Source organism: Streptomyces parvus (assembly GCF_032121415.1).
Lineage (GTDB): Bacteria > Actinomycetota > Actinomycetes > Streptomycetales > Streptomycetaceae > Streptomyces > Streptomyces globisporus_A.
Map to the genome: position 1 here is coordinate 2,705,789 of NZ_CP135079.1, position 25,881 is coordinate 2,731,669.

The following is a 25,881-nucleotide window of genomic DNA, read 5'->3' on the forward strand; positions in this document are numbered from 1 at the left end:
GCGAGTTGCTCGGCGAGGGAGGCCGTACCCATGTGTACGGCGGTCCGTTATCGACGCGCTCTTCGTAGCAGGCCTGTCGTGGGCCGGGTGACCGTTCGAGTTCCGTCACCCCTGACGGCTCTCCGTACCTGACGAGGAGTGCAACATGGCCGAGATCAAGCTCGCCACCGAGGTCCGTACCGAGTTCGGCAAGGGCGCCGCCCGCCGCGTCCGCCGTGCCGACCGTGTTCCCGGTGTCGTTTACGGCCACGGCGCCGAGCCCGTCCACGTCACACTGCCGGGCCACGACCTGCTGCTCGCCCTGCGTACGGCCAACGTGCTCATCGGTCTGGAGATCGACGGCAAGGACGCGCTGGTCATCCCGAAGGCCGTCCAGCGCCACCCCCTCAAGGGCACCATCGAGCACGTCGACCTGCTGACCGTGAAGCGCGGCGAGAAGGTCGAGGTCGAGATCGCGGTGCACGTCGAGGGCGACCTGGCGCCGGGCGCCAACCTGCTGGAGTTCGTCCAGAACACGCTGCTGGTCGAGGCCGAGGCCACCCACATCCCCGAGTCCGTGACGGTCTCCGTCGAGGGTCTGGACGCCGGTGACTCGATCGTCGCCAAGGACGTCCCGCTGCCGAAGGGCTCCGTGCTCGCCGGTGACGAGGACGCCATCGTGATCCAGGTCGTCGCCGCGCAGGCCGAGGAGCCGGCCGCCGACGGGTCCGCCGAGGGCGAGACCGCCGAGGCCTGAGCCTCTCGCTCCACCCGCACCACTTCTGTTCCACCTGCTTGACTGACGGGGTGGTGGCTCCCTTCCGGGAGCCGCCGCCCCGTTTGCCTGTGCCGTAAGCCGTATGTGAGGAGACCGAGCGCTGATGTCCGACGCCACCGACCCCTGGCTCATCGTGGGCCTGGGCAATCCGGGTCCCGACTACGCGGCGAACCGGCACAACGTCGGGTTCATGGTCGCCGATCTGCTGGCGACGCGGATCGGCGGGAAGTTCAAGCGGGCGCAGAAGGCGCAGGCGCAGGTCGTGGAGGGGCGGATCGGTCCGCCGGGTCCGGCGAGCCGGCGGGTGGTGCTGGTGAAGCCGATGTCGTACATGAATCTGTCGGGCGGGCCGGTGACGGCGCTGCGGGACTTCTACAAGGTGCCGACGGACCATGTCGTGGCGGTCCATGACGAGCTGGACGTCGACTACGGGGCGCTGCGGCTGAAGCTGGGCGGCGGGGACAACGGGCACAACGGGTTGAAGTCGATGACGAAGGCGATGGGTCCGGACTACCACCGGGTGCGGTTCGGGATCGGACGGCCGCCGGGGCGGATGCAGGTCGCGGACTTCGTGCTGAAGGACTTCTCGTCGACGGAGCGCAAGGAGCTGGCGTTCCTGGTGGACCGGTCGGCGGACGCGGTGGAGTGTCTGCTGGCGGAGGGGCTGGAGCGGGCGCAGAGCGCGTACAACTCCTGAGGGCCGTGTCCCGTTCGTCGCGCTTCCCCGGTGCGTACAACCCCTGACATTCCTGGTGCTGGTGGGGCGTTTCCCGGCCATAGGTTGACCGGGGGTGCGGGTCTGGCCAAGGATCTGCCCCCATGAAGCGGAGCTCTTCCCACCGGGTGGCGGTAGCGGGGCGGCGGGCGGCCATGGGGCTGGTCGTCCTGGTGCTGCTGGTCGCGGGTGCGTGGGCGTCGTGGGACGCCGCGCACCACATCATTCTGGCCAAGGGCCGTGACCACGGGACCGTGACGGTGACGGGGTGCGGCGAGGAGGAGTGCACCGGGTCGTTCACACCGGACTCGGTGTCGCGGGAGCGGCCGCGGGTGACCGTGGACCGGTCCGTCGCGGCGCGTGAGGGGGATCGTTTCCCCGTGGTGGTGAAGCCCGGTTCCGATGCGGTGGTCCGCACGGGGTGGCCGGGCTTTCTGCATGCCTGGGTGCCGCTGGCCGGGGCGCTGCTGCTGGCCGCGTTCGTGATCGGCGGCGGGCTGCGGATGGCGCGTACGGCGTGGGGTGTGGGAACGGCGGGGGCGGCCCTGCTGGTGGCGACCTTCGTCGCGCTGTAGCAGGACCGCCCCGGTCCGGCGTGCGTACCGTGCCTACGGTCAGCCGGTGTTGCGCAGACCTGCCGCGACGCCGTTGACGGTGAGCAGCAGGGCGCGGGAGAGCAGCGGGTCGGGCTCCTCGCCGCGTTCGGCGGCCTGGCGCTGGCGGGCCAGCAGGGAGACCTGGAGGTAGGAGATCGGGTCCAGGTAGGCGTCGCGGATGGAGAAGGTCTGCTGGAGCACCGGGTTGGTGTCGAGCAGCTTCTCGCCGCCGGTGATCCGCAGGACCTCCTGCACGGTGAGGGCGTGTTCGGCCTCGATGCCGTCGAAGACGTGCTTCAGCTCGTCGGGGACGAGCGTGTCGACGTAGTGGCGGGCGATGCGCAGGTCGGTCTTGGCGAGCGTCATCTCGACGTTGGAGATGAAGTTGCGGAAGAAGTGCCAGTGCTCGTGCATCTCGTCGAGGACGGTGTCGAGACCGGCCTCGCGCAGGGCCTTGAGGCCGGAGCCGACGCCGAACCAGCCGGGGACGATCTGCCGCGACTGGGTCCAGCCGAAGACCCACGGGATGGCCCGCAGGCCGTCCAGCGAGACCCCTGAGCCGGGGCGTCGGGAGGGCCGCGAGCCCAGGTGCAGGTCGGCGAGCTGGTCCACCGGGGTGGAGGCGAGGAAGTAGGCGGGCAGGTCCGGGTCCTCGACGAGCTTGCGGTAGGCGCTGTGGGCCGCGTCGGAGACGGTGTCCATCGCCGCGTCCCAGCGGGCGAGGGCCTCGTCGGACTGGCGGGGCGCGGTGTGCAGGGCGGAGGCCTGGAGGGTGGCCGCGACGGTCAGTTCCAGGTTCTCGCGGGCGAGGGCGGGGATGAGGTACTTGTCGGAGATGACCTCGCCCTGCTCGGTCACCTTGATCTCGCCCTCCAGCGTCCCCCAGGGCTGGGCGAGGATGGCGTCGTGGGAGGGGCCGCCGCCGCGGCCGACGGTGCCGCCGCGGCCGTGGAAGAGGCGCAGCCGTACGCCGTAGCGGTGGGCGACGTCCCGCAGTCGGCGCTGGGCGCGGTGGATCTCCCACTGGGAGGTGGTGATGCCGCCGAACTTGGACGAGTCGCTGTAGCCGAGCATGACCTCCTGGACGTCGCCGCGCAGAGAGACGAGGCGCCGGTAGGAGGGGTCGGCGAGCATCTCGTCGAGGATGAGGTCGGCGGCCTTGAGCTCGTCGGTGGTCTCCAGCAGCGGCACGATGCCGATCTTGGCCCAGCCGGCGTGGAGGTCGATGAGTCCGGCCTCGCGGGCGAGGACGGCGGCGGCGAAGACGTCGTCGGCGCCCTGGCACATGGAGATGATGTAGGACTCGATGACTTCGGGGCCGAAGCGTTCGAAGGCCTGCTTGATGGTGTGGAAGACGCCGAGGGTCTTCTCGCCGGCCGCGTCGAGCGGGGCGGGGGTGGGGGCCAGCGGCCGGCGGGAGCGCAGCTCCTTGGCCAGCAGCTTCTGCCGGTAGTCGCGCGGCATGTCGGCGTAGCGCCAGGATTCCTCGCCGAGCCGGTCGAAGAGCTGGCCGAGGGCGTGGTGGTGGGCGTCGGCGTGTTCGCGTACGTCCATGGTGGCGAGCTGGAGGCCGAATGCGGCGAGCGTGCGGATGGTGCGGTCCATCCGGCCGTCGGCGAAGAGGCCGCCGCGGTGCTCGCGGAGGGAGGTCTGGATGAGCTCCAGGTCGGCGATGAGCTCGGCGGTGCCGAGGTAGTCGCAGCCGGGGCGGTGGGGGGTGCCCTCGGCGAGGCGCTCGCGGGTGTTGACGAGCTTCTGCCGGATGCAGGTGGCCTTGAGGCGGTAGGGCTCCTCGGCGTTCAGCCGCTTGTAGCGGGGGCTGATGCCGGGGAGGCGCTCCAGGTCGGCCTGGAGGGAGGTGAGGAGTTCCTCGGTGGCTCCGGCGTAGCGGATGGAGTTGGAGAGGAGGCCGCGGAGGTAGTCGATCATCTCCAGGGCGTCGGTGATGCCGTGCTCGTGCTGGAGGATCAGGACGTCCCAGGTGACGGCGGGCGTCACGTTGGGGTTGCCGTCGCGGTCGCCGCCGATCCAGGTGCCGAAGGTGAGCGGGCGGGTCCCGGCCGGGAGTTCGACGCCGACGCGGTCCAGCTCGGCGGCGAGGTCTTCCAGGACGTCGCCCACCGCGTTGGCGTGCAGCTCGTCGAGGTAGTAGATGGCGTTGCGGGCCTCGTCGGCGGGCTCCGGGCGGACGACGCGGAGTTCGTCGGTCTGCCAGATGAGGTCGATGTTCTCGGCGAGGCGGAGGTCGAGGCGGCGGCGGTCGGCCTCGATGACCGGGGTCTCCAGCAGCTCGGCGATGCGGCGCAGCTTGTTGAGGACGGAGCGGCGGGCGGCCTCGGTGGGGTGGGCGGTGAAGACCGGCCGGACGTTGAGGTTCTTGACCGTCTCGCGCAGGTGCTCGGGGTCGGCGTCCTTGAGGCGGTCGGCGGTGCGGGCCAGGAGGCCCCCCTCGGCGGAGCGGCGGTCGCGCATCTCGTGGGCGCGGTGGACCTGCTCGGTGACGTTGGCGAGGTGGAAGTAGGTGGAGAAGGCGCGCACGAGCAGTGCGGCGGTCTCCAGGTCCGTGTCGCCGAGGAGCTCGGCGGCGGCTTCGCCGTCGGTGCGGGTCAGGGCGCGTACTCGTTCGACGAGGTCGAGGAGTTCCTGGCCCTCCTGGCGTACGAGGGTCTCGCCGAGGAGGTCGCCGAGGCGGCGGATGTCGGCGCGCAGCGCGGGGCTGGCGGCAGGGGTCTGGTCGGCACTGCTCACAGTGTGCGGCTCCTTGCAGTGAATGAGGAGGTGCGTTCGCTTCGCCGTCCCCCACCTGGGTGGCGGTGGGAGCGGGTGGCGGGGTCCGGGGCCCTGCGGCTGCCAGCGGTGCTGTCGCCACGCCCCGACGAGCGGGTGCGGACCGCGCTGTCCGACCCTCCCAGGATAGGTGTCGTCGCAGGCGGCGTGTCCGTGGGTCGCGGCCGCCGCCCGGGACACCCGGGCGGTTACCCCCTACCCCGGGGGGCGGACGGGTTACCGCGCGGGACGGGCTGGAGCGGCCTCTCGTGTTGTGGGGCCCGTCACTGCCATACTTACCAAGCCGTAGGTTACGGAACCGTAGCCACGGCCGTCCGAGCCTTCTCCCTCACCCTCAGAGGTATCCCCCCATGCCGAGCACTCCTCCCGGGATCGACGAGACCGAGCCACCCGGGGCAACGGCGGCACCGCTGCCCTCCGCCACGCTGGGCGGCGACAGCAAGCGGTCGATCGAGCAGTTCGCGCTGCTGGCGTTCATCGTGGTGCCGTTCGTGGCGCTGGTCGCGGCGGTGCCGCTGGCGTGGGGGTGGGGGGTGAGCTGGCTCGACATCGGTCTGCTGGTGGCGATGTACTACATCGGCTGTCACGGGATCACGATCGGCTTCCACCGGTATTTCACCCACGGTTCGTTCAAGGCGAAGCGGCCGTTGCGGATCGCGCTGGCCGTGATGGGTTCGCTGGCGGTGGAGGGGCCGCTGGTGCGGTGGGTGGCCGATCACCGCAAGCATCACCGGTTCTCGGACGCGGAGGGCGATCCGCATTCTCCGTGGCGGTTCGGGGAGAGTCTGCCGGCCCTGATGAAGGGGCTGTGGTGGGCGCACATCGCGTGGATGTTCGACGAGGAGCAGACGCCGCAGCAGAAGTACGCCCCCGACCTGATCAAGGACCCGGCGATCCGGGCGGTCTCGCGCCACTTCCTGACCTTCACGATCGTCTCGCTGGCGATCCCGCCGCTGGTGGGCGGTCTGGTGACGATGTCCTGGTGGGGTGCGGCGACGGCGTTCTTCTGGGGTTCGCTGGTACGGGTCGCCCTGCTGCACCACGTGACCTGGTCGATCAACTCGATCTGCCACGCGGTGGGCAAGCGGCCGTTCAAGTCGCGTGACCGGTCGGGGAACGTGTGGTGGCTGGCGGTCCTGTCGTGCGGCGAGTCCTGGCACAACCTGCACCACGCGGACCCGACGAGCGCCCGGCACGGGGTGATGCGGGGGCAGATCGACTCCAGCGCCCGGCTGATCCGCTGGTTCGAGAGGCTGGGCTGGGCCTATGACGTGCGGTGGCCCGATGCCGCGCGTATCGACTCCCGGCGCACGTCCGTACCGGCCGACGCGGCATGATTGACGACGTGGCGACCGACCCCAGCACGAGCAGCGACAAGAGCAGGACTTCCCCCTCCCGCCGGGCCCGGCGGGTCCGGATGACGGGGAAGGAGCGCCGCGAGCAGCTGCTGGACATCGGGCGGGCCCTGTTCGCCGACAAGGGCTTCGAGGGCACGTCGGTGGAGGAGATCGCGGCGCGCGCCGGGGTGTCCAAGCCGGTGGTGTACGAGCACTTCGGCGGCAAGGAGGGCCTGTACGCGGTGGTGGTCGACCGCGAGATGCGCCGGCTGCTGGACATGGTGACGGGGGCGCTCACGGCGGGCCATCCGCGCGAGCTGCTGGAGCAGGCGGCGTTCGCGCTGCTGGACTACATCGAGTCGTACACGGACGGTTTCCGGATCCTGGTGCGGGATTCGCCGGTGGCGCAGTCGACGGGTACGTTCGCGTCGCTGATCAGCGATATCGCCACGCAGGTGGAGGACATCCTGGGCCTGGAGTTCAAGGCCCGCGGCTTCGACCCGAAGCTGGCCCCGCTGTACGCGCAGGCACTTGTGGGGATGGTGGCGCTGACGGGCCAGTGGTGGCTGGACGTCCGCAAGCCGAAGAAGGCCGAGGTGGCCGCCCACCTGGTGAACCTCTGCTGGCACGGGCTGGAGAACCTGGAGGCCAAGCCCCGGCTGATAGGGCACCGGAAGAGCTGAGGAGCGGGCCGGGTTACGCGTCCGGTTCCAGGAACTCCAGGCGGTTGCCGGCCGGGTCGTGGGCGTAGAAACGGCGGTGGCCGGGGAGGGCTCCGTCCCATTCGACGGGGACGCCGTGGGACTCCAGGCGGGCCGCGTACGCCTCGATGCCGGTGACGCGCAGGCCCGGGTGGGCCTTCTTCGCGGGGCGGAAGTCCTCCTCCACGCCCAGGTGGAGCTGGACCGGTCCGGCGGCGAACCAGCAGCCGCCGCGGGCGGCGAGCACCGGGGGCTTGGGGATCTCCTTCATGCCCAGGGCGTCGGCGTAGAAGGTGCGCAGGGCGTCCTCGGAGCCGGGCGGGGCGGCGAGCTGGACGTGGTCGACGGCGGCGAGGCCGGCAGCGGCGGTCATCACCTCTCCTTGCGGGCTACGGCGAAGATGCGGCGGAACGGGAAGACCGTGCCGTACGGGCCCGGCGGGTAGGCCTCGCGGAGCAGGTCGCGGTATTCGGCGAGGAACGCGTCGCGGGCGGCCTGGTCGTCGGCGAGGGCGGTGAGGACGGGGCGCAGGGCGGTGCCCTTGACCCAGTCGAGGACCGCGTCGTCGCCGTGCAGGGTCTGCAGGTAGGTGGTCTCCCAGACGTCGGCCGCGCAGCCGAGGTCGCGGAGGCGGGTGAGGTAGTCGGCGGGGTCCAGGACCGAGGCGGTGCGGTCGCCGACGCCGTGGAGCAGGGGGCGCCAGCGGTCGGACTCGCGGAGGCGGGCCAGGAGCGTGTGGCTGGGGGCGGTGAAGTTGCCGGGAACCTGGAAGGCGAGGGTGCCGCCGGGGGCGAGGGCGTCGAGCCAGCGGGGGAAGTGGCCGGCGTGTCCGGGGATCCACTGGAGTGCGGAGGTGGAGACGATCAGGCCGTACGTCTCGGTGGGCTCCCAGGTCGCGGCGTCGGCCTCGGCGAAGTCGAGCAGGGGCGGCCGGGCGTGGGCGGCGGCCTCGGCGAGCATCTCGCGCGAGGTGTCGTAGCCGGTGATCCGGGCGTCGGGCCAGCGGTCGGCGAGGAGCGCGGTGACGTTGCCCGCACCGCAGCCGAGGTCGGCGATACGGGGTGCGGGGTGGCCGGGGAGGTGGCCGATACGGGCCAGGAGGTCCTGGAAGGGGCGGGTCCGGTGGTCCGCGTGACGCAGGTACTGCTGCGGATCCCAGGAGGGCTGGTCGCATGAGGTCATGGGAACAGGATCACGCCGCAACTCTCTTGATGTCAAGACACTTGAATTCAAGAGACTTCATGTCGAGGGACCCTCTACACTGATCGACATGGAGGACGAGGTCGACCGACTGGTCGCTGCATGGCGCCGCGAGCGCCCCGACCTCGACGTGGAACCACTCGAGGTGCTCAGTCGCGTCTCCCGCCTGGCGCGCCACCTCGACCGGGCCCGCCGCATAGCCTTCTCCGAGCACAACCTGGAGCCGTGGGAGTTCGACGTGCTCACGTCGCTGCGCCGGGCCGGCGCCCCCTACCAGCTCTCCCCCGGGCAGCTCCTCACCCAGACCCTGGTCACCTCGGGCACGATGACCAACCGCATCGACCGGCTCACCAAGAAGAACCTCGTCGAGCGGCTGCCCGACCCGAACGACCGGCGCGGCGTCCTCGTCCGGCTCACGGCCGAGGGGCGCGACAAGGCCGACCAGTCGCTGGCCGGGCTGCTCGACCAGGAGCGCGCCATCCTCGGCGAGCTGTCCCGCGCCCAGCGCGGCGAACTGGCCGGGCTACTGCGCCAGTTGACCGCCCCGTTCGACAACATCCCGACCTGAAGCACCCGTTTGCGGGCTCACGGGGCCGACCCCCGCCCGGCGGGCCAGCGCCACCGCGGCCAGCGTCGAGTGCACCCCGAGCTTGCCCAGCACGTTCTGCATATGGGTGCGCACGGTGTGCGGGGACAGGAACAGCCGCTCTGCGACCGCCTTGCGGCCCAGGCCCGCCACCATGCAGCGCAGCACCTCGCGCTCCCGGGGCGTCAGCGACTCCACCAGCCGCTCGCTCTCGGTGCGGTGCTTGCGGGCGGTGGTCAGCTCCCGCAGGACGCCGGTGAGCAGGGCGGGCGGCAGATGCGTCTCGTCGCGCAGCACGCCCCGGATCACCGACAGCAGCCGTTGCAGCGAGCAGTCCTTGGCCACCCAGCCCGAGGCCCCCGCCTGGAGCGCCCGGGCGGCGGCGCGCGGGTCGTCCTTCTCGGCGAGCACCACCGACCGCACGGCGGGCCGGGCCGCGCGGACCCCGGCGACCAGCGCGATGCCGTCGACGGCGGCCGTCTCCTCCTGCCGGGGCGCGGGGACGGCAGACGGCTCACCGCCCGTCAGGGCACCCAGCTCGGCGTCGACCAGGAGCACGTCGTAACCGCGCCCCTCGGCGGCCGCGCGCTCCAGGGCGCGCAGCGCGGCCGGGCCGCTGCCCGCGGCGGAGACGTCGACGTCCGGTTCGGCCGCGAGGGCGGCCGCGAGCGACTCGGCGAAGATGCGGTGGTCGTCCACCACGAGAACCCGGATACGCGCCACAGAACCCCCATCGGCGGGGGCGGAAAGCTGCGGGTACGGCGTCCGGGGCCGCACTGTGGCCTGCCGCGCCGACGACCGCCGTCGTCGAACCGCCTGCCATCCTGCCCGGACGCCGTACCCGGCTTTCTCGCTCCCCTGAATCGACACCGGCCCCCACCGGTGCTGAGCATCAGCGTACGGGCGGGGGCCGCAGGGGGAAGGCGATTCGGCGAACTGGTTGTCTCAGACGGGTCTTAGGGTGGATTCATGTTCCGTCTTGAGACAGAAGTAGACAAAGAACGTCGCATTCTGCTGAGCGGGCGTCTGCACGAGGACAACGTCGCCGCGTCGGCGGGCCTGCGTGATCTGCTCTCCACCTCCGCCGAGCACGAAGTCCCGCTGGAGGTGTGGGCGTTGGACGAGCACGGGGCCCTGGCCGGCGGGCTGACCGGGCGGACCTGGGCGTACTGGCTGCACGTCGATCTGCTCTGGGTCGACGCCCCGCACCGGGGCCTCGGCCTCGGCGCGGGGCTGCTCGCCGAGGCCGAGCGGGCTGCCCGCACCGACCGCGCCTGCACCCGCTCGCGGCTGGAGACCTGGGACTTCCAGGCCCCCGGCTTCTACCGCGGACAGGGGTACGAGGAGATCGGCCGGGTCGCCGACTACCCGCCCGGAGTCACCGAGTTCATCCTGGTCAAGGACCTGTGAACCCCGGACCCGGAGACGGCTCGAAGGCCCTCGGGCTCAGCGCAGCCGACGTGCTCCGGCGGACGGAACGGCGTCGAAGATCCCCGGGGCCGCGTGCCCGGCCGACGCGAACGCCTCGCTGACCGCCTTGGCCACCGCCTCGGCCGCCGCCTCCTCCACCAGGACGACCGCCGAGCCGCCGAAACCGCCCCCGGTCATCCGCGCACCGAGCGCCCCGGCCGCGTTCGCCGTCTCGACCACGAGGTCCAACTCCGGGCAGGAGACCCGCAGATCGTCGCGGAGCGAGAGGTGCCCCTCGTTCAGGACGGGGCCCGCGGCGCGGACGTCGCCCGCGTCGAGCAGGGCGATGACCTGCTCGACCCGGCGGTTGTCGCCGACGACATGGCGTACGTAGCGGATGACGGACTCGTCCGCCCCGGCGTCGGCGAGGGCGGTGAGCGCCGTGGCGAGGTCCTCGTACGGCAGATCGCGCAGCATCGGTATGCCGAGCAGCCGGGCGCCCTCCTCGCAGCCGGCCCGGCGCTCCGCGTACGCCCCGTCGCCGAGCGCGTGCTTGACCCGGGTGTCGACGACCAGGAGCGTCAGGCCCTGGGAGGCGAGGTCGAAGGGGACCTGGCGCAGGGAGAGGTCCCGGGTGTCGAGGTGGAGGGCGTGGCCCTCGGTGCAGCAGGCCGAGGCCATCTGGTCCATGATTCCGCAGGGCACGCCCACGAAGTCGTTCTCGGCGCGGCGGCCGATGACGGCGAGTTCGGCGGCGCTCAGGCCGAGTTCGAAGAGGTCGTTCAGCGCGAGCGCGGTGACGACTTCGAGGGCGGCGGAGGAGGACAGGCCGGCACCGGTGGGCACGGTGGAGGTCAGGGCGATGTCCGCCCCGGGGACCGGGTGCCCGGCCTCGCGCAGGGCCCAGAGCACCCCGGCGGGGTAGGCGGCCCAGCCGTGGCCGGAGTGCGGGGCGAGTTCGTCGACGCGCAGCGAGACGACGCCGCCGGGAACGTCGGTGGAGTAGAGGCGCAGAACACCGTCGGCGCGGCGGGAGACGGCGGCGACGGCGGCGTGCGGGAGGGCGAGCGGCATGACGAAGCCGTCGTTGAAGTCGGTGTACTCGCCGATCAGATTCACTCGTCCGGGTGCGGCCCAGATGCCCTCGGGCTCGCTTCCGTACAGCTCGGCGAAGGTGGCGGCGGGGTCGGCCGGGTCTCCCTCGACGACGGTCACGGTCGGTTCAGCGTGCTGGGTCATGGGGTGGTCGTGTCCTCTCGGCGGGCGAACTGCCAGGCGTCGGCGATGATTCCGGCCAGGTCGGCGCGGGAGGGCTGCCAGCCGAGGCGCTCGACGGCGGTGGCGGCGGAGGCGACGAGGACGGCCGGGTCGCCGCCGCGGCGGGGGGCGGCGGTCTCGGGGACCGGGTGGCCGGTGACCTTGCGGACGGTCTCGATGACCTCGCGGACCGAGAATCCGTTGCCGTTGCCGAGGTTGCAGATCAGGTGCTCGCCCGGGGCTGCGGCGGTCAGGGCCAGCAGGTGGGCCTCGGCGAGGTCGGCGACGTGGATGTAGTCGCGGACGCAGGTGCCGTCGGGGGTGGGGTAGTCGTCGCCGTAGACGTTGATCGACTCGCGCTTGCCGAGAGCGACTTGGAGGACCAGCGGGATGAGGTGGGACTCGGGGTCGTGGCGTTCGCCGCACCTGCCGTACGCCCCGGCCACGTTGAAGTAGCGCAGCGAGACGGCGGCCAGGCCGTGGGCGGTGGCCTCGCCGCTGATCATGTGGTCGACGGCGAGCTTGGACGCGCCGTAGGGGCTGGTGGGGGCGGTGGGGTCGGTCTCGGTGATGGGGCTGGAGACCGGTTCGCCGTAGGTGGCGGCGGTGGAGGAGAACACGAGGGTGCGCACGCCGTGTTCGCGCATGGCGGCGAGCAGGGCGGTGGTGCCGCCGACGTTGTTGACCCAGTACTTCTCGGGGTTCACCACGGACTCGCCGACCTGCGAGAAGGCGGCGAAGTGCAGGACGCCGTCGTAGGAGGGGTCCAGATGGCGGGCGGCGTCCTGGATGCGGCCCTCGACGAACGCGGCCCCGGCCGGGACGCCCTCGCGGAAGCCGGTGGACAGGTCGTCGAGGACGGTCACGGTGTGCCCGGCCTCCAGCAGGTGCTGGGCGACGACGCTGCCGACGTATCCGGCACCGCCGGTGACCAGGTACTTCTTCCGGTCGTCGCGGACGTTCTGGGGGTTGCTCACTGGCTCGCTACCTCTCGCAGTCGCTCGGCCGCGGCCTCCGGCGGCACGTCGTTGATGAACACGCTCATGCCGGACTCGGACCCCGCGAGGAACTTCAGCTTGCCGGAGGTCCGGCGAATGGTGAAAAGCTCCAGGTGCAGGGCGAACTCCTCCCGGCCGTCGACCCCGAAGGGCGCCTGGTGCCAGGCGGAGATGTACGGGGTCGGCGGCTCGCCGGGTCCGAAGATCCGGTCGAAGCGCCTCAAGAGTTCCAGATAGACCTGGGGGAACTCCGCCCGCGCGCCCTCCTCCAGCTCCCGCAGGTCGGGGACGCGGCGGCGGGGGTGGAGGTGGACCTCGTAGGGCCAGTGCGCCGCGTAGGGGACGAAGGCGATCCAGTGGTCGGTGGCGAGGACGACGCGTGAGCCGTCCTTCTCCTCGCGGGCGACCACGTCGTCGAAGAGGTTGGAGCCCTTCTCCTCGCGGTGCCGGGCTGCCGAGCGGAGCATCAGCTCGGTGCGCGGGGTGACGAAGGGGTAGCCGTAGATCTGGCCGTGCGGGTGGCCGAGGGTGACGCCGATCTCGGCGCCGCGGTTCTCGAAGCAGAAGACCTGGGTGACCTGGTCGAGGGCGGCGAGGGCGGCGGTGCGGTCGGTCCAGGCGGCGAGGACGAGCGCGGCCTGCTCCTCGGTGAGGTCGGCGAAGGACGCGTCGTGGTCGGAGGTGAAGCAGACGACCTCGCAGCGGCCGGAGTCACCGGCGAGCGAGGGGAAGCGGTTCTCGAAGACCGCCACGTCGTAGTGGCCGTCGGGGATCTCGCTGTGCCGGCCCTCCCGGGTGGGGCAGAGCGGGCAGGCGTCGGCAGGCGGGTGGTAGGTGCGGGCCTGGCGGTGCGAGGCGATGGCGACCGCGTCGCCGAGCAGCGGATCGCGGCGGATCTCGGACGAGGTCGAGACGGGGTCCAGGGGGCGCTGGTCGACGGCGTCGCGGACGGTGTCCTCCGCGGCGTCGTAGTAGATCAGCTCACGGCCGTCGGCGAGGGTCGTCACCGTCTTCTTCACCAGGGTCCTCCACCAGATCCCTCCAACATAATCGCACATAACAAATCACAAGCGAACACCTCCGTCAATGCCGGAGGACGGCGGGTCCAGCGCCGGGAGCGCGGGCCGCATACCCGGACATTCACCCGCACTCGATCACGATCGAACAAAGAACGCCAACGAGACTGTTCATTTCTCGAACATGACGGCGTAAGTTCCGTCGGGTTAAGTTCGCGATACGAAGCGAGTACCCCCCATGCACACACTGGCCGAAGGGCTTCGGCTCCCCACGAACGGGCTCGACTACGCCATCCTGGCGATCTACTTCGTCGTCGTCCTCGGCATCGGCTTCATGGCCCGTGCCAGCGTCAGGACGAGCCTCGACTTCTTCCTCTCCGGACGGTCCCTGCCCGCCTGGGTGACCGGGCTCGCCTTCGTCGCGGCGAACCTCGGCGCCACCGAGATCCTCGGCATGGCGGCCACTGGCGCGCAGTACGGCGTCGCGGTGGTGCACTGGTACTGGATCGGCGCGATCCCCGCCATGGTCTTCCTCGGCCTGGTGATGATGCCGTTCTACTACCGCTCCAAGGTGCGCTCGGTGCCGGAGTTCCTGCTCCAGCGGTTCGACAGGTCCGCGCACCTGCTGAGCTCCGTGCTCTTCGCGTTCGCGGCGATCCTCATCGCGGGCGTCAACCTCTACGCCCTGTCGATCGTCGTGGAGGCGCTCCTCGGCTGGCCGCAGTGGGTCGCGATCGTCGTCGCGGGCCTGTTCGTGCTGGTCTACATCACGATCGGCGGGCTCTCCTCGGCGATCTACAACGAGGTGCTCCAGTTCTTCGTCATCCTCGCCGCGCTGATCCCCCTCACCGTCCTCGGCCTGAAGCGGGTCGGCGGCTGGGACGCCATGAGCGACTCGCTGACGAAGCAGCACGGCGGGGACTTCATGACCGCCTGGGGCGGCACCGGCATCGGTGACCCCAACCCGCTGGGCGCCAACTGGCTGACGATCATCCTCGGCCTCGGCTTCGTGCTGTCCTTCGGCTACTGGACGACGAACTTCGCCGAGGTGCAGCGCGCTCTCTCGGCGAAGAACCTCTCCGCCGCCAAGCGCACCCCGCTGATCGCCGCCTTCCCGAAGATCTTCATCGTCTTCGCGGTGATGATCCCGGGCCTGGTCGCCGCCGTGATCGTGCCCAAGATCGGCACCCCGGACTCCGACCTGACCTACAACGACGCGATACCCCTGCTGATGCAGGAGCTGCTCCCCAACGGTGTCCTCGGCATCGCGGTGACCGGTCTGCTCGCCGCGTTCATGGCGGGCATGGCGGCCAACGTCTCCTCGTTCAACACGGTGTTCACCACCGACATCTGGCAGCGGTACGTGGTGAAGGACAGGCCGGACACGTACTACCTGAGGTTCGGGCGGCTGATCACGGCGATCGGCGTCCTGGCCTCGATCGGCACGGCGTTCATCGCCGCCAGCTTCTCGAACATCATGAGCTACCTCCAGACGCTGTTCTCGTTCTTCAACGTCCCGATGTTCGTCGTCTTCATCATCGGCATGTTCTGGAAGCGGGCCTCGATGAAGTCCGGCGTCTGGGGCCTGGTCGCGGGTACCGCGGCCGCGATGATCAACTACTTCTGGATCTACAAGGGCGGGATCATCGACATCCCCTCCGACCAGGGCGCCAACTTCGTCTCCGCGATCGTCGGCTTCGTCGCCGGAGCCGTCGTCATGGTCGTCGTCACCCTCTTCACCGCGCCGAAGCCCGAGGCGGAGCTGGCCGGTCTGGTGTACGGGACCGAGTCGCCGAGCCCCGACGAGGAGCTGGAGGAGGCCGACAGGGCCTGGTACCGCAAGCCGGCGCTGCTCGGCTGGGGCGCGATCGTGCTCGCCGCCGCGTGCTACATCCCCTACTCGTTCTGATCGGAGGCACTCACCATGTCCGACCTGCACAAGGAAGTCTCCGAGCTGGAGCGCAAGTCCGCGACCGCGGCCCGTCTCTTCGACATCCGGCGGATCATCGGCGGCCTGTTCGTGGTCTACGGAGTGATCGTCACCATCGCCGGGCTCAGCCCGTCCGACGCCGACCTGAAGAAGGCCGAGGGCGTCCACATAAACCTGTGGACCGGCCTCGCCATGCTGGCGCTCGGCCTGTTCTTCCTGGTCTGGATGAAGCTGCGCCCGGCCGAGGCTCCGGCGGCCCCGGAAGCGGAGCCGGAGCGGGCGCCGGGGGCCGACGCGGACTGATCCGCCGCGCGCCCCCAGGGGCCGTACGTCACCCGCGCTGTCCGGGAACGTACGGCCCCTGCTGCGTACCGCCGGGGGTGTTCTCCCGGTGCGTTCCGCGCGTTCCCCCGGGGGCGTACGGGCCCCGCGGCGCGCCGCCGTTCGCCGCGGCGCGCTCCAGGAGCCCGGTGCGGGCGGCGAGGGCCGCCGCCTCCAGCCGGGAGCCGACCCCGAGCTTCATCAGGACCCGCTGGACATGGGTGCGGGCGGTGCTCGGGGCGATGTCCATCCCGGCCGCGATCAGCCGGGTGCCCTCGCCCTCGGCGACCCGTACCAGCACCTCGGCCTCGCGCGGGGTGAGCATCCGCAGCAGCCGCCGCCCCTCGTCGTCGGGCTGGGCCGCCGGATCGAGCAGCTCGGCGAAGGCCCCCCGCAGCAGCTGCGGGGCGATGGCGCTCTCCCCTGCCCGCGCCTTGAGCATGGCCCGCTCGACGCCCTCGATGCGCTCGTCGTGCCGGACGTACCCCGCGGCCCCGGCGGCGAACGCCGCGGCGATCCCGCGCGGACTGGGCACCGGCCCGAGGACCACCACCGCCACCTGCGGGCGTTCCTGGCCGATACGCGTGATCGGGTCGAAGACGCCGGGGGCGGCGGGCGAGGCCGTACCGAACAGGCAGACCTCCGGGGCCCTGCTGACGACCAGTTCCGCGGCACCGGAGGTCGGCGCCGCCGCCGCGAGCACCCGGTGCCCGCGGAGTTTCAGCGCCGAGGCGAGTGCCTCGGCGAGCAGACGGTGATCGTCGACCACCATGAGCCGCACGCCCATCGGTCCTCAGCCCCCAAAAGCCCTGTACGCCCGGCCCCCCGGACTCCTGACCCGGCAAGGTACACGCTCGTCCGACGCCGCGCGGCGCTTACGTCGGAGAAGCTCGTGGGATTGCCGAATTCCGCACCGTTCGGCCTCCGTTGACCTGCGGTAGGTGATCACGTCAGGAGCAAGTGGGGCGGAAAACGATCGGCCCCGCCGGTCGGGAGATCGACCGGCGGGGCCTGTTGTCGCCCGGAAGGGGCGGGGTGATCAGTCGGTGCCGTAGGCGACGACGAGGTAGACCTTCTCGTCGGGGGTGACGGTGCTCGGCTTGTGGACCGACGTGGCGGCCATGTAGAACTGCCCGTCCGAGTAGAGGAGTTCGGCCGAGCCGATGCTGAAGCGCTTCTCCGCCTTGCGGATGGCCTCGTCGTCCGGGTTCTCCATCAGCGTGGTCTGCTTGAAGGTCTCGCCGTCGATGGAGACGACCTGGCCGCCCTTGTCGTAGGGGGCCTCCTTGTAGGCGATGACGCTGGTGCCGTCCATCCGGAGCGGGGTCAGGATGTGGCGGTCGCCCGCGTCCGCCCGGCCGCCGAGGAGCTTTCCGGTGTCCAGGTCGAAGGCGACGACCTCGTTGGTGTCGCCGTACTCGCCGGTCCCTTCGTGGCGCTCGGTCGGCAGGTAGAGCCGGTTGTTGCCGACGGCCATGTTCTGGCACTTCTCGACTTCGGTGGAGTCGCAGTCGCCCGCGTACTTCTCCGCGTCGGCGGGGATACGGACCTTCAGCTTGCCGGTCGCCGCGTCGATCGAGAAGAAGTCGGAGATGCCGCTGCCGTCGCCGGCGGTGTCGCCGACGTCGGCCGCGACCACCAGCGGCTTGGTGGAGACGATGTGCGCGTACTCGACGCCGGCGGGCATCTGGTACGAGGACAGCGGCTCGCCGGAGGTCGGGTTGAGCGCCTGCACGGTGAGCTGCGGGCTGTCGTACGTACCGCACTTGCGGACCACGGCAAGGGCCTCGCCGCCCGCGTAACCGCGGTCGTAGCAGCCGTCCGCGCCGACCTTCGGCTTCCAGAGCTCGGCGCCGTCGGCCAGCTTGAAGGCCGCGCCGCCCGAGGTGCCGCCCGCCGCGACGGTGGTCCCGCTGAGCGTGACCTCGTCGAAGGAGACCGGCCGGTCGCCGCCGGTGGCGGAGGTGACGCTCTTGCTCCACAGGAGCTTCCCGGCGGCCAGGTCGATCACACCGACCTGGTTGCACGACGGGTACTTGTTCTCCTTGGTCGGCTTCGTCTCCTGGAAGACGACGGCCGTCTTGTAGTCCTTGCTCACGTGCCGGGACGCCGTGCACATCTCGCCGGGCAGCGGGAAGGACCAGAGCTTGGTGCCCTTGTCGCGGTCGTAGCCGTTGATCTCGTTGATCCCGGACTTCACGTACGCCTTGTCGGTGAGCCAGGAGCCCTCGACCGTCACGATGTCCTTGACCACAGGCTGCGGCACCTGGAAGGCGACCTTGGACTTGGTGTTGGCGGGCACCTTCTCGCTGCCGCCGGCCAGTCCGCTGCCCTCGCCGCCCTTGCCGCCCCCACCGGTGGAGCCGGACGAGGAGGCCTCGTTCTTGCCGTCGCCGTCACCGCTGGTGGTGGAGTAGATGACCCCGGCGCCGATGATCAGCACCACGGCGACGGCCGCGGCGACGATGATCTGCATCTGGGTGGAGAACTTCTTGCCCCCGTTGCCGCCCGGCTGCGGGCCCCCGTACTGCGGCTGCATCGGCTGGGTCGGGTAGCCGTACGCCTGCTGCGGCATCCCGTGCTGGCCTGCGGGCGCCTGCGGGTAGCCGTACCCCGGCTGCGGGGCCTGGGGGTAGCCGTAGCCGTTGGGCTGCGGCGCGGGCGGGGTGGGATAGCTGCCCGGCGCCGGGGGCGGCGGGGTGCCGTAGCCCCCGGCGGGCGCGTCCTGCGGCGCGGCGGGCGGCTGCGGCGGGGCGGCGGGCGGCTGCTGTGGCTGCTTGCCGAAGGGGTCCGCGGGCGGCGGAGTCGGCCGGCCGAAGCCCCCGGGCGGCGGGTCCTGCGGCGCACCGAACCCACCGGCGGGCGGTGCCGGGGGCGTGTTCGGTGCTTCCGGCGGCGTGTTCGACGGCTCGTCGGGGTGGGGCGGCTGCTGCGGCGGCTGGGTCATGGCGTGCGTACCTCGGGGGACGTGTGGGTGGGGGAGAGCGTGGGGCCGGGAGCGGCCGGCTGGGTTCGGGTGCCGGGGAGAGCCGTCACTTCTCGAACACCAGCATCGTCGTCTGCTCCAGCTCTTCCTCGTCGTTGCTCGCGCTCACGCGCTGGCTGAAGACGAAGGAGCGGCCGCCCTGGTAGAGGACCTTGGAGGAGAAGAAGCCGTTCTCGACCCGGCCGGCCCCCGACGGGTGCTGGAGCAGCGTCGTGGGGGTGCCGCCGGTCGGCGGGAGGGTCACGATGGCGCCGGCGGTGTCGTACTTCGGCCGCATGTAGAGCAGGACGTTGCCGCCCTCCATGCCCAGCGGCTTCAGCACGCGCTCGGCCGGGGCGGGCGCCTCCCACTTGGGCTTCCCGGTGTTCAGGTTGAAGGCGACGACCTTGTTCGTCCGGGCGGTCCCGCTGCTGTCGTCCTCGGTCGCGATGTAGAACGTGTTGGCGTCGGCGGCGACGCCGCTGCACCCTTCGAGCTTCTCGCCGAAGATCGCGAAGCTGTTGCCGCAGTCGGCGGTGAGCTTGTTGCTCTTGCCGGGCACGAGCTGGGAGCGGAGCTTGCCGCTCTCGGTGAGCGCGACGATGGTGTACTGCTTCTTCTCCTCGTGCTCCAGCCGCACGACGAGCGGGGTGGAGGAGTAGACCTTGCTGACCTCCCAGCCGCGCGGCGGCGCGTACGTCCACCGGGGCTTGCCGGTGGCCGGGTTCAGCTCCTGGACCTGGTGCTGCGGGTTCTTGACGTCGTCGGTGCGGCAGCTGGCCGCGGCGATCAGCTTCTCGCCCCCGGAGAAGGCGAAGGGCTTGCAGTTGCCCTCGGGGTTGCCGAACAGCTCCTTGCCGTCGCTGACCCGGTAGGCGTTGGAGTTGCCGGTGCGCCCGACGGCGACGGTGTCCCCGCTGATCGCCAGGCCGATGTCCGACAGGAAGTCCCAGGTCCCGTTCTGCTTGACCTCCTTCTTCCAGCCCGCCTTGCCGGTGTTGAGGTCGACCATCTGGAGGACGGAGCAGTCGGCGCGGTCCGTGGTGCCGTTCTTCACCCCGATGACGATCTTGCCGTCGGGGGTCGGGGAGTTGGGCGTGGCACACACGTCGGCGGGGAGATCGAGCTTCCACTTCTGCTTGCCGTCGGCGACGGAGTAGCCGGACACGCTGCGGTACATGGCCTTGGCGACCACGTCGCCGACGAACCAGGGGCCCTGGACGGAGGAGCCGCTGCGCGGCAGGTCGACGTCGTTCTTCTGGAGCCAGGCGACTTTGGCCTCGCCCGGCTTGCGCCCGGCGTTGAGGTCGTCGCCGGCCTCGCGCCCGTCACCGCTGCCGTCGCCCTCGTCGACCGTCGGCGACTCGCTGGGGGCCTTGGGGTCGTTGCTGCCGGTGGCGACGGGCTTCTTCGGGTCGTCGTCACCGCTGTCGCTCACGAGGAACCAGGTGCCCGTCCCGGCCGCCAGGACCACGGCGAGCGCCGCCGCGACGACGATGCCGGTCTTGCCCTTGAGGAACCCGCCGCCGGAGCCCGGTCCGCCGGGGGCGGGGGCACCGGGGTACTGCTGCTGCGGGTAGCCGTAACCGGTCTGGGGCTGCTGCCCGTACGGACCGGGAGCCTGCTGCCCGTACGGGCCCGGGGCCTGCTGACCGTAGGGCCCGGGCTGCTGGCCGTAGGGCCCGGCCTGCTGGCCGTAGGGCCCGGCCTGCTGCCCGTACGGGCCGGGGGCCTGGCCGGGCTGCTGCGGGTAGCCGTAGCCGGACTGCGCCGGGGGCTGCTGCGGGTAGCCGTACGCCGGGGCGCCCGGCGGGGGCGTCTGCGGCGGACCGGCAGGGGGCGCCGGAGGCTGCGCGGGCGGCGGCGTCTGCGGCGCATCGGCCGGATTCGGCTGGCCCTGGGGCGGCTGAGGAGCTCCGTTCGGCGGCTCCTGCGGAGCCCCGAAGCCTCCCTGCGGCGGTTGCTGGCTGGGCGGCTGGCTCATATCAGCGCGTCCCCCTTCGTGCGGCCCGGTGCGCGATCCGGTCTCCCCCGCATTCCCAAGAGGGTCAATCCCCCTCGGAAAGGAGCGAATCGGGCATGGCTTCCGCAGTGTTACGACAGTCGGGCGGGGCTTCTTTGTACCACCCGCCGGGCGTCGGGTACCGATTCGGGCCAGCCCCTGTTCCCAAGGGAGAACCGCCTTGTGATGCCGTCGTTACGCCGCGGCCGAAGTGATGGTCAGTCACCGAAGGCGACCATCGTCCGCATCTCCAGCTCCTCCTCGTCGGTGTCTCCGGAGACATGGGACTGCATCAGGAGTGAGCGTCCGTCGACGTAGAGGACGAGTGGCGCGAGGAAGGTGCGCTCGATGGCCGCAGCCGACGCGGGGTGCCGCAGGACCGGTTGAAGGGGGCCGCCCTGCGGGCCGAGCGCCACGATGCCTCCGACGCCCCCCTTCTTCTTCGACCAGGGCGGAGCCAGGTACATCAGCACCCGGCCGCCCTCGACCCGCAACGGCATCAAGGAATGCTCGGCGGGAGCCGGGACCTTCCACTTCCTCTTGCCGGTGGTGATGTCGAAGGCGAGAACGGCGCTGGCCAGCGACCCGTCCGCGACCGTGTACCTCGTGCGGGTGTAGAGCGTGTCGGCATCGGCGGCCACGCCCCTGCAGGTGTCGAGGTTCGCACCCACGTCCCGCGCCGCGCCGCTGCACTGCACCGCGATTTCCTTTTCGACATCGGCGACGAGTCGGGAGCGGAAGGTCCCGTCGGCGTTCAGGACCACGACCGCCAACCTGCCACCCGAATCCCTGCCGCTGTCCAACAAGAGCACCAGCGGGTCGACAGAGTAGAACTCGGCGACCGACCAGCCCTTCTTCATCTTGTACGTCCACACGGTCCGGCCGGTGACGGGGTCGATGCGCCGCAATTCGGCGTAGGCCTCGCCGGTCGGCTTCTCGCGGCAGCGGACAGCGGCGAGCATGACGGCACCGCCCGTCATGCCGTACGCATAACAGGGCCCGGGCAGTTTGCCCCACAGGTGCTTGCCGTCGCTGACCCGATAGGCGTCCGTACGGCCGACGCGCCCGATCGTCAGGACGTCGCCGCTGATCGCCATGACGATGTTCGCGAGCCCGTCCTGCGTCGGCGCTTGCGGGAAGGTCGAGGACCAGCCTGCCTTCCCGGTGGCCAGATCGATCATCCGGAGCTTTTCGCAGACCGGATCCTCCGAGGAGCTGTCGGTCATGAGCCCGATGACGATCTTCCCGTCCGCGGTCGGCACAGTGGGTGCCGCGCAGACGTCGGCCGGCAGGCGCACGCTCCACTTCCGCGATCCGTCCTCCAGGGAATAGCCGGACACCGTGCGGTACATGGCCTTGGCCACGATGCCGCCGGCGACCCAGGGGCCGAGAGCGGATGCACCACCCCCCGGCAGGTCCACGCCGTTCCTCTGGATCCAGCGGACCTTCGCCTCGCCTTTCTTGCGCTCCTTGTTGATCTCCGCGGCTTCCGCGGCGGGCGTCGTCTTCCGCTCCGGCTCGGCGCCGGGCTGCTTCGGGGCGGCGCTCTCCTTCGCGACGGGATTCTTGCCGTCGGAGCCGTCATCGCCGCCGACGACGAACCAGACACCCGCCCCGACGACGAGAACCCCCGCGAGCACGGCGGCGACGAGACCGGTGACGCGGCCCCGCGAGCGCCCACCGGAAGGCCGGTTCGGAGGCTGCGCCTGGTGCCGGCCGTACGGCACGGTGGGCGGCTGCGGCGGACAGCCGTAAGGCGGCCGGGGCGGCTGCCCGTAGGGACCGGGCTGAGGCTGCCCCGGGTCGCCGTACACACCCGGCTGTGGTTCGTACGGAGCACCGAAGCCCTGCTGCGGCGGCGGCTGCGACATCGGTGGGGTCCCCCTCGAACGTACGGTCACGGCTGTCTCGTTCTACCAGCCGTCCCACCGGCCCCACGGGTCCGGTCAGGCGTCCTCGGCCAGTTCCAGCCAGCGCATTTCCAACTCGTCGCGCTCAGTGACGAGTTCACGCAATTCGGTGTCGAGCTTGGCGACCTTCTCGAAGTCGGTGGCGTTGTCCGCGATCTGCTTGTGCAGCGTGGTCTCGCGGGTGGAGAGCTTGTCGAGCTGCCGCTCGACCTTCTGCAGCTCCTTCTTCGCGGCGCGGGACGCCTGCGCGGAGACGGCCGGGGCGGCGGGGGCCGAGGACGAGCGGGGCGCGGCGGCGGCGGAGGGGGTCGCCGCCTCCTCCATCTTCTGCCGGCGCTCCAGGTACTCGTCGATCCCGCGCGGCAGCATCCGCAGGGCGCGGTCGCCGAGGAGGGCCATGACCCGGTCGGTGGTCCGCTCGATGAAGAACCGGTCGTGGGAGATCACGATCATCGATCCGGGCCAGCCGTCGAGGAGGTCCTCCAACTGGGTCAGGGTCTCGATGTCGAGGTCGTTGGTGGGCTCGTCGAGGAAGAGGACGTTGGGCTCGTCCATCAGCAGCCGCAGGATCTGGAGCCGTCGGCGCTCACCGCCGGAGAGGTCGCCGACGGGCGTCCACTGCTTCTCCTTGGTGAAGCCGAACTGCTCGCAGAGCTGGCCGGCGGTCATCTCGCGGCCCTTGCCGAGGTCGACCCGGTCGCGGATCTGCTGGACGGCTTCCAGGACGCGCAGGTTCGGGTTCAGCTCGTGGACCTCCTGGGAGAGGTAGGCGAGCCTGACGGTCTTGCCGACGACGATCTTCCCGTCGGCGGGCTGCTCCTCGCCCTGGGTGCGGGCGGCCTCGGCGAGGGCGCGCAGCAGGGAGGTCTTGCCCGCGCCGTTGACGCCGACGAGGCCGACGCGGTCGCCGGGGCCGAGCTGCCAGGTGAGGTGGGTGAGGAGGGTCTTGGGCCCCGCCTGGACGGTCACGTCCTCCAGGTCGAACACGGTCTTGCCGAGGCGGGCGTTGGCGAACTTCATCAGCTCGCTGGTGTCGCGCGGCGGCGGCACGTCGGCGATGAGCTCGTTGGCGGCCTCGATGCGGTAACGCGGCTTGGAGGTACGGGCGGGGGCGCCGCGGCGCAGCCAGGCCAGCTCCTTGCGCATGAGGTTCTGCCGCTTGGACTCCTCGGTCGCGGCGATCCGCTCGCGCTCGGCGCGGGCGAACACGTAGTCGCTGTAGCCGCCCTCGTACTCGTGGACGACGCCGCGCTGTACGTCCCACATGCGGGTGCAGACCTGGTCGAGGAACCACCGGTCGTGGGTGACGCAGACGAGGGCGGAGCGCCGGGTCCGCAGGTGGCCGGCCAGCCAGGAGATGCCCTCGACGTCGAGGTGGTTGGTGGGCTCGTCGAGGACGATCAGGTCCTGCTCGTCGATGAGGAGCTTCGCCAGCGCGATACGGCGGCGCTCGCCTCCGGAGAGCGGGGCGATGACGGTGTCGAGGCCGTGCTCGAAGCCGGGGAGGGCCAGCCCGCCGAAGAGCCCGGTCAGCACGTCGCGGATCTTGGCGCTGCCCGCCCACTCGTGGTCGGCGAGATCCCCGATGACCTCCTGCCGGACGGTCTTCTCCGGGTCCAGGGAGTCGTGCTGGGTGAGGACGCCGAGGCGCAGTCCGCCGTTGTGGGTGACGCGGCCGGTGTCCGCCTCCTCCAACTTGGCGAGCAGCCGGATGAGGGTGGTCTTGCCGTCGCCGTTGCGGCCCACGACACCGATCCGGTCGCCCTCGGACACCCCGAGGGATACACCGTCGAGCAGGGCACGGGTGCCGTACACCTTGCTGACCTGCTCGACATTGACCAGATTGACGGCCATTTCACTCCTGTCCCGGGGGTCCCTGCGGCGAGGACCACTCGACGTACCAGAGTAGTCGCCGTGCGGGGTGCGATAGCGTGCCGCGATCGATCATGGGAAAAAGCCCCAGGTCGGAGCGGTGCGGGCGACATCTGAGGTGGGGACTTCATGAAGATGACGCGCGGGACGGGACCGGGCGGCGTCCCGCCCGCTCCACCAGCAGCCAGCCGCCCAGCGTCATCGCGACGGCGGCCGGGGCGCTGACCGGGATCGCGATCAGCAGGGCCGTGCGGCCGTCCAGCAGGCCGCTGAAGCCGACCATGGACAGGCCGAGGACGCCGAGCAGGCAGAGCGTCGCGCCGAGGGCCGCGAGCGGGCCGGCTCCGGGAGCTCCCGGGGTTCCGGGGGCTGCCGTGGGGGCGGCCGGGCGTTCGAAGGTGCGGAAGGCGGCGACCAGGGCCGCGGTCAGGGCCGCCGCGAGGGCGAGGCGCAGCGGGACCTGGGTCCACCAGGCGGCCGACGCGGGCTCGGGCAGCTCGACGTCGAGGGCCAGCAGCGCCCCGTACACCCCGAACATCGCCGTGAGGTGCCAGAGGAACGCGGTCATCGCCACCCCGTTGGCCGCCACCACCGTGCCCCAGACGCGGGGGCGCTCCAGCAGGCGGGCGGCCGGGCCGCGGAGCAGTTCGACCGCGCCGACGAGCCAGAGGCCGTGGGCCAGCAGGGCGAGGGTGGGCGGGGCCATGTTGCTGACCTTCTCGCCGGGCATCCCGACCATGGACAGCGGGTACGGGCCGAACGCCACCAGCGTGCAGGCGGTGACCAGGCCGCCGCCGGCGAGCAGCGCGGGACGGCGGACGCGGCCGTCGGCGCGCAGGAAGCCGAGCTGGTGGACGGCCAGCCAGACGAACGCGAAGTTGAGGAACTCGACGTAGGGGACGCCGGCGGCGAACCGGAGGACGTCCACCGCGACCGCCGCCCCCGCAAGACCGGCGAACGCCCCCCAGCCGTACCGCTCGTGCAGCCTCAGCAGCGGCGGGGTGAAGGCGACCATCGCCAGGTAGATCCCGATGAACCACAGCGGCTGGGTCACCATGCGCAGGGTCACGCCGGTCAGCCCGCCGCCCCCGCCGAGGAGTTGGACCAGCAGCGCCGCCGCGCCCCAGACCAGGACGAAGACCGTGGTGGGGCGCAGCAGCCGCTGGAGGCGGGCGCGCAGGAAGTCGGAGTAGACGGAGTCCTCGGACCCCTCGGGGCGCTTGCGGAGCAGGGAGCGGTAGGACAGCGCGTGCGAGAAGCCGCCGACGAAGAAGAACACCGGCATGACCTGGAGCAGCCAGGTCAGTGGCTGGAGCGCCGGGACGACCGCGAGCAGGTTGCCCACCCCGTCCGGGGTGACGGCGGCCATCAGCCAGTGGCCGAGCACGACCGCGCCGAGCGAGGCGACCCGGAGGAGGTCGACGTAACGGTCCCGGGTGGCGGGCGTCGCCCCGGCCAGTTCACGAACACTTGATCCCATGGGCCCAACGTCGCGCGAGCCGGGTGGGGTGCGGCAGCGCG

22 protein-coding genes are annotated in these 25,881 nt (G+C 71.3%); 9 read left to right on the plus strand and 13 right to left on the minus strand.

What is annotated here, in order from left to right:
• The first annotated feature begins 145 nt into the window (after positions 1-145).
• The 3 genes from RNL97_RS12985 (at position 146) to RNL97_RS12995 (ending at position 2,047) form a co-directional block, all read left to right on the plus strand.
• Complete coding sequence (locus tag RNL97_RS12985) at positions 146-736, plus strand: 50S ribosomal protein L25/general stress protein Ctc (protein ID WP_030589059.1); 591 nt, start codon at positions 146-148, stop codon at positions 734-736.
• Positions 737-860: 124 nt separating this feature from the next.
• Complete coding sequence (gene pth, locus RNL97_RS12990) at positions 861-1,454, plus strand: aminoacyl-tRNA hydrolase (protein ID WP_010071032.1); 594 nt, start codon at positions 861-863, stop codon at positions 1,452-1,454.
• A gap of 122 nt (positions 1,455-1,576) precedes the next feature.
• Complete coding sequence (locus RNL97_RS12995) at positions 1,577-2,047, plus strand: hypothetical protein (RefSeq protein ID WP_243314203.1); 471 nt, start codon at positions 1,577-1,579, stop codon at positions 2,045-2,047.
• Positions 2,048-2,086: 39 nt separating this feature from the next.
• Here RNL97_RS12995 and ppc read toward each other — a convergent pair whose 3' ends face one another.
• A complete protein-coding gene (gene ppc / locus RNL97_RS13000; RefSeq protein ID WP_030589051.1) occupies positions 2,087-4,816 on the minus strand; it encodes a phosphoenolpyruvate carboxylase in 2,730 nt (909 codons plus the stop codon).
• A gap of 389 nt (positions 4,817-5,205) precedes the next feature.
• Here ppc and RNL97_RS13005 point away from each other — a divergent pair, with 389 nt between their 5' ends.
• Both RNL97_RS13005 and RNL97_RS13010 read left to right on the plus strand, forming a co-directional pair.
• Complete coding sequence (locus tag RNL97_RS13005) at positions 5,206-6,192, plus strand: acyl-CoA desaturase (RefSeq protein ID WP_030589048.1); 987 nt, start codon at positions 5,206-5,208, stop codon at positions 6,190-6,192.
• Complete coding sequence (locus RNL97_RS13010; RefSeq protein WP_030589046.1) at positions 6,189-6,875, plus strand: TetR/AcrR family transcriptional regulator; 687 nt, start codon at positions 6,189-6,191, stop codon at positions 6,873-6,875. The genes RNL97_RS13005 and RNL97_RS13010 overlap by 4 nt, the downstream gene beginning before the upstream one ends.
• A 13-nt stretch (positions 6,876-6,888) precedes the next feature.
• Here RNL97_RS13010 and RNL97_RS13015 read toward each other — a convergent pair whose 3' ends face one another.
• The gene (locus RNL97_RS13015) at positions 6,889-7,266 is read right to left on the minus strand and encodes a VOC family protein (protein WP_030589043.1); all 378 of its coding nucleotides are present in this window, start codon (positions 7,264-7,266) and stop codon (positions 6,889-6,891) included.
• Positions 7,266-8,075, minus strand: coding sequence for a trans-aconitate 2-methyltransferase (locus RNL97_RS13020; protein ID WP_030589040.1), 810 nt, complete (start codon positions 8,073-8,075; stop codon positions 7,266-7,268). Before RNL97_RS13020 ends, RNL97_RS13015 begins: the two co-directional genes overlap by 1 nt.
• An 88-nt stretch (positions 8,076-8,163) precedes the next feature.
• On the opposite strand from RNL97_RS13020, the gene RNL97_RS13025 reads away from it, so the two are divergent.
• Positions 8,164-8,661, plus strand: coding sequence for a MarR family winged helix-turn-helix transcriptional regulator (locus tag RNL97_RS13025; protein WP_006125172.1), 498 nt, complete (start codon positions 8,164-8,166; stop codon positions 8,659-8,661).
• Here RNL97_RS13025 and RNL97_RS13030 read toward each other — a convergent pair.
• Positions 8,617-9,402: a helix-turn-helix transcriptional regulator gene (locus RNL97_RS13030; protein ID WP_030589037.1), complete on the minus strand. Its 786-nt coding sequence runs from the start codon at positions 9,400-9,402 to the stop codon at positions 8,617-8,619. The genes RNL97_RS13025 and RNL97_RS13030 overlap by 45 nt on opposite strands.
• A gap of 246 nt (positions 9,403-9,648) precedes the next feature.
• Here RNL97_RS13030 and RNL97_RS13035 point away from each other — a divergent pair, with 246 nt between their 5' ends.
• Positions 9,649-10,089 carry a GNAT family N-acetyltransferase gene (locus tag RNL97_RS13035; RefSeq protein ID WP_030589035.1) on the plus strand — a complete coding sequence of 147 codons (441 nt, stop codon included), beginning with the start codon at positions 9,649-9,651 and terminating at the stop codon, positions 10,087-10,089.
• Between the two features lie 36 nt (positions 10,090-10,125).
• Here the strand turns inward: RNL97_RS13035 and galK are convergent, their stop codons facing one another.
• Genes galK through galT form a run of 3 tightly spaced genes read right to left on the minus strand, consistent with a single transcriptional unit; the run spans position 10,126 to position 13,363 of the window.
• Positions 10,126-11,328, minus strand: coding sequence for a galactokinase (gene galK / locus RNL97_RS13040; RefSeq protein ID WP_030589032.1), 1,203 nt, complete (start codon positions 11,326-11,328; stop codon positions 10,126-10,128).
• Positions 11,325-12,323 carry a UDP-glucose 4-epimerase GalE gene (gene galE / locus RNL97_RS13045; RefSeq protein WP_030589030.1) on the minus strand — a complete coding sequence of 333 codons (999 nt, stop codon included), beginning with the start codon at positions 12,321-12,323 and terminating at the stop codon, positions 11,325-11,327. Before galE ends, galK begins: the two co-directional genes overlap by 4 nt.
• Positions 12,320-13,363, minus strand: coding sequence for a galactose-1-phosphate uridylyltransferase (gene galT / locus RNL97_RS13050; RefSeq protein ID WP_030589025.1), 1,044 nt, complete (start codon positions 13,361-13,363; stop codon positions 12,320-12,322). Before galT ends, galE begins: the two co-directional genes overlap by 4 nt.
• Positions 13,364-13,598: 235 nt before the next feature.
• On the opposite strand from galT, the gene RNL97_RS13055 reads away from it, so the two are divergent.
• Both RNL97_RS13055 and RNL97_RS13060 read left to right on the plus strand, forming a co-directional pair.
• On the plus strand, positions 13,599-15,269 hold the full coding sequence (locus RNL97_RS13055) for a sodium:solute symporter family protein (protein WP_030589021.1): 1,671 nt from the start codon (positions 13,599-13,601) through the stop codon (positions 15,267-15,269).
• Between the two features lie 15 nt (positions 15,270-15,284).
• Positions 15,285-15,593, plus strand: a complete 309-nt coding sequence (locus tag RNL97_RS13060; protein WP_030589018.1) for a hypothetical protein — start codon at positions 15,285-15,287, stop codon at positions 15,591-15,593.
• A gap of 28 nt (positions 15,594-15,621) precedes the next feature.
• Here the strand turns inward: RNL97_RS13060 and RNL97_RS13065 are convergent, their stop codons facing one another.
• The 6 genes from RNL97_RS13065 to RNL97_RS13090 all read right to left on the minus strand — a co-directional run bounded on the left by RNL97_RS13065 (position 15,622) and on the right by RNL97_RS13090 (position 25,840).
• Positions 15,622-16,398, minus strand: a complete 777-nt coding sequence (locus RNL97_RS13065) for a response regulator transcription factor (RefSeq protein ID WP_030589014.1) — start codon at positions 16,396-16,398, stop codon at positions 15,622-15,624.
• Positions 16,399-16,650: 252 nt separating this feature from the next.
• Positions 16,651-18,558: an outer membrane protein assembly factor BamB family protein gene (locus RNL97_RS13070; RefSeq protein ID WP_030589011.1), complete on the minus strand. Its 1,908-nt coding sequence runs from the start codon at positions 18,556-18,558 to the stop codon at positions 16,651-16,653.
• Between the two features lie 85 nt (positions 18,559-18,643).
• Positions 18,644-20,560 (minus strand): outer membrane protein assembly factor BamB family protein, encoded by a 1,917-nt coding sequence (locus RNL97_RS13075; protein ID WP_313750714.1) that lies wholly within the window; start codon positions 20,558-20,560, stop codon positions 18,644-18,646.
• 236 nt (positions 20,561-20,796) lie between these two features.
• Positions 20,797-22,449: an outer membrane protein assembly factor BamB family protein gene (locus RNL97_RS13080; protein ID WP_243314208.1), complete on the minus strand. Its 1,653-nt coding sequence runs from the start codon at positions 22,447-22,449 to the stop codon at positions 20,797-20,799.
• A 75-nt stretch (positions 22,450-22,524) separates the two neighbouring features.
• Positions 22,525-24,342 carry an ABC-F family ATP-binding cassette domain-containing protein gene (locus tag RNL97_RS13085; protein ID WP_030589003.1) on the minus strand — a complete coding sequence of 606 codons (1,818 nt, stop codon included), beginning with the start codon at positions 24,340-24,342 and terminating at the stop codon, positions 22,525-22,527.
• Between the two features lie 145 nt (positions 24,343-24,487).
• On the minus strand, positions 24,488-25,840 hold the full coding sequence (locus tag RNL97_RS13090; protein WP_030589000.1) for an acyltransferase family protein: 1,353 nt from the start codon (positions 25,838-25,840) through the stop codon (positions 24,488-24,490).
• Positions 25,841-25,881: the final 41 nt, after the last annotated feature.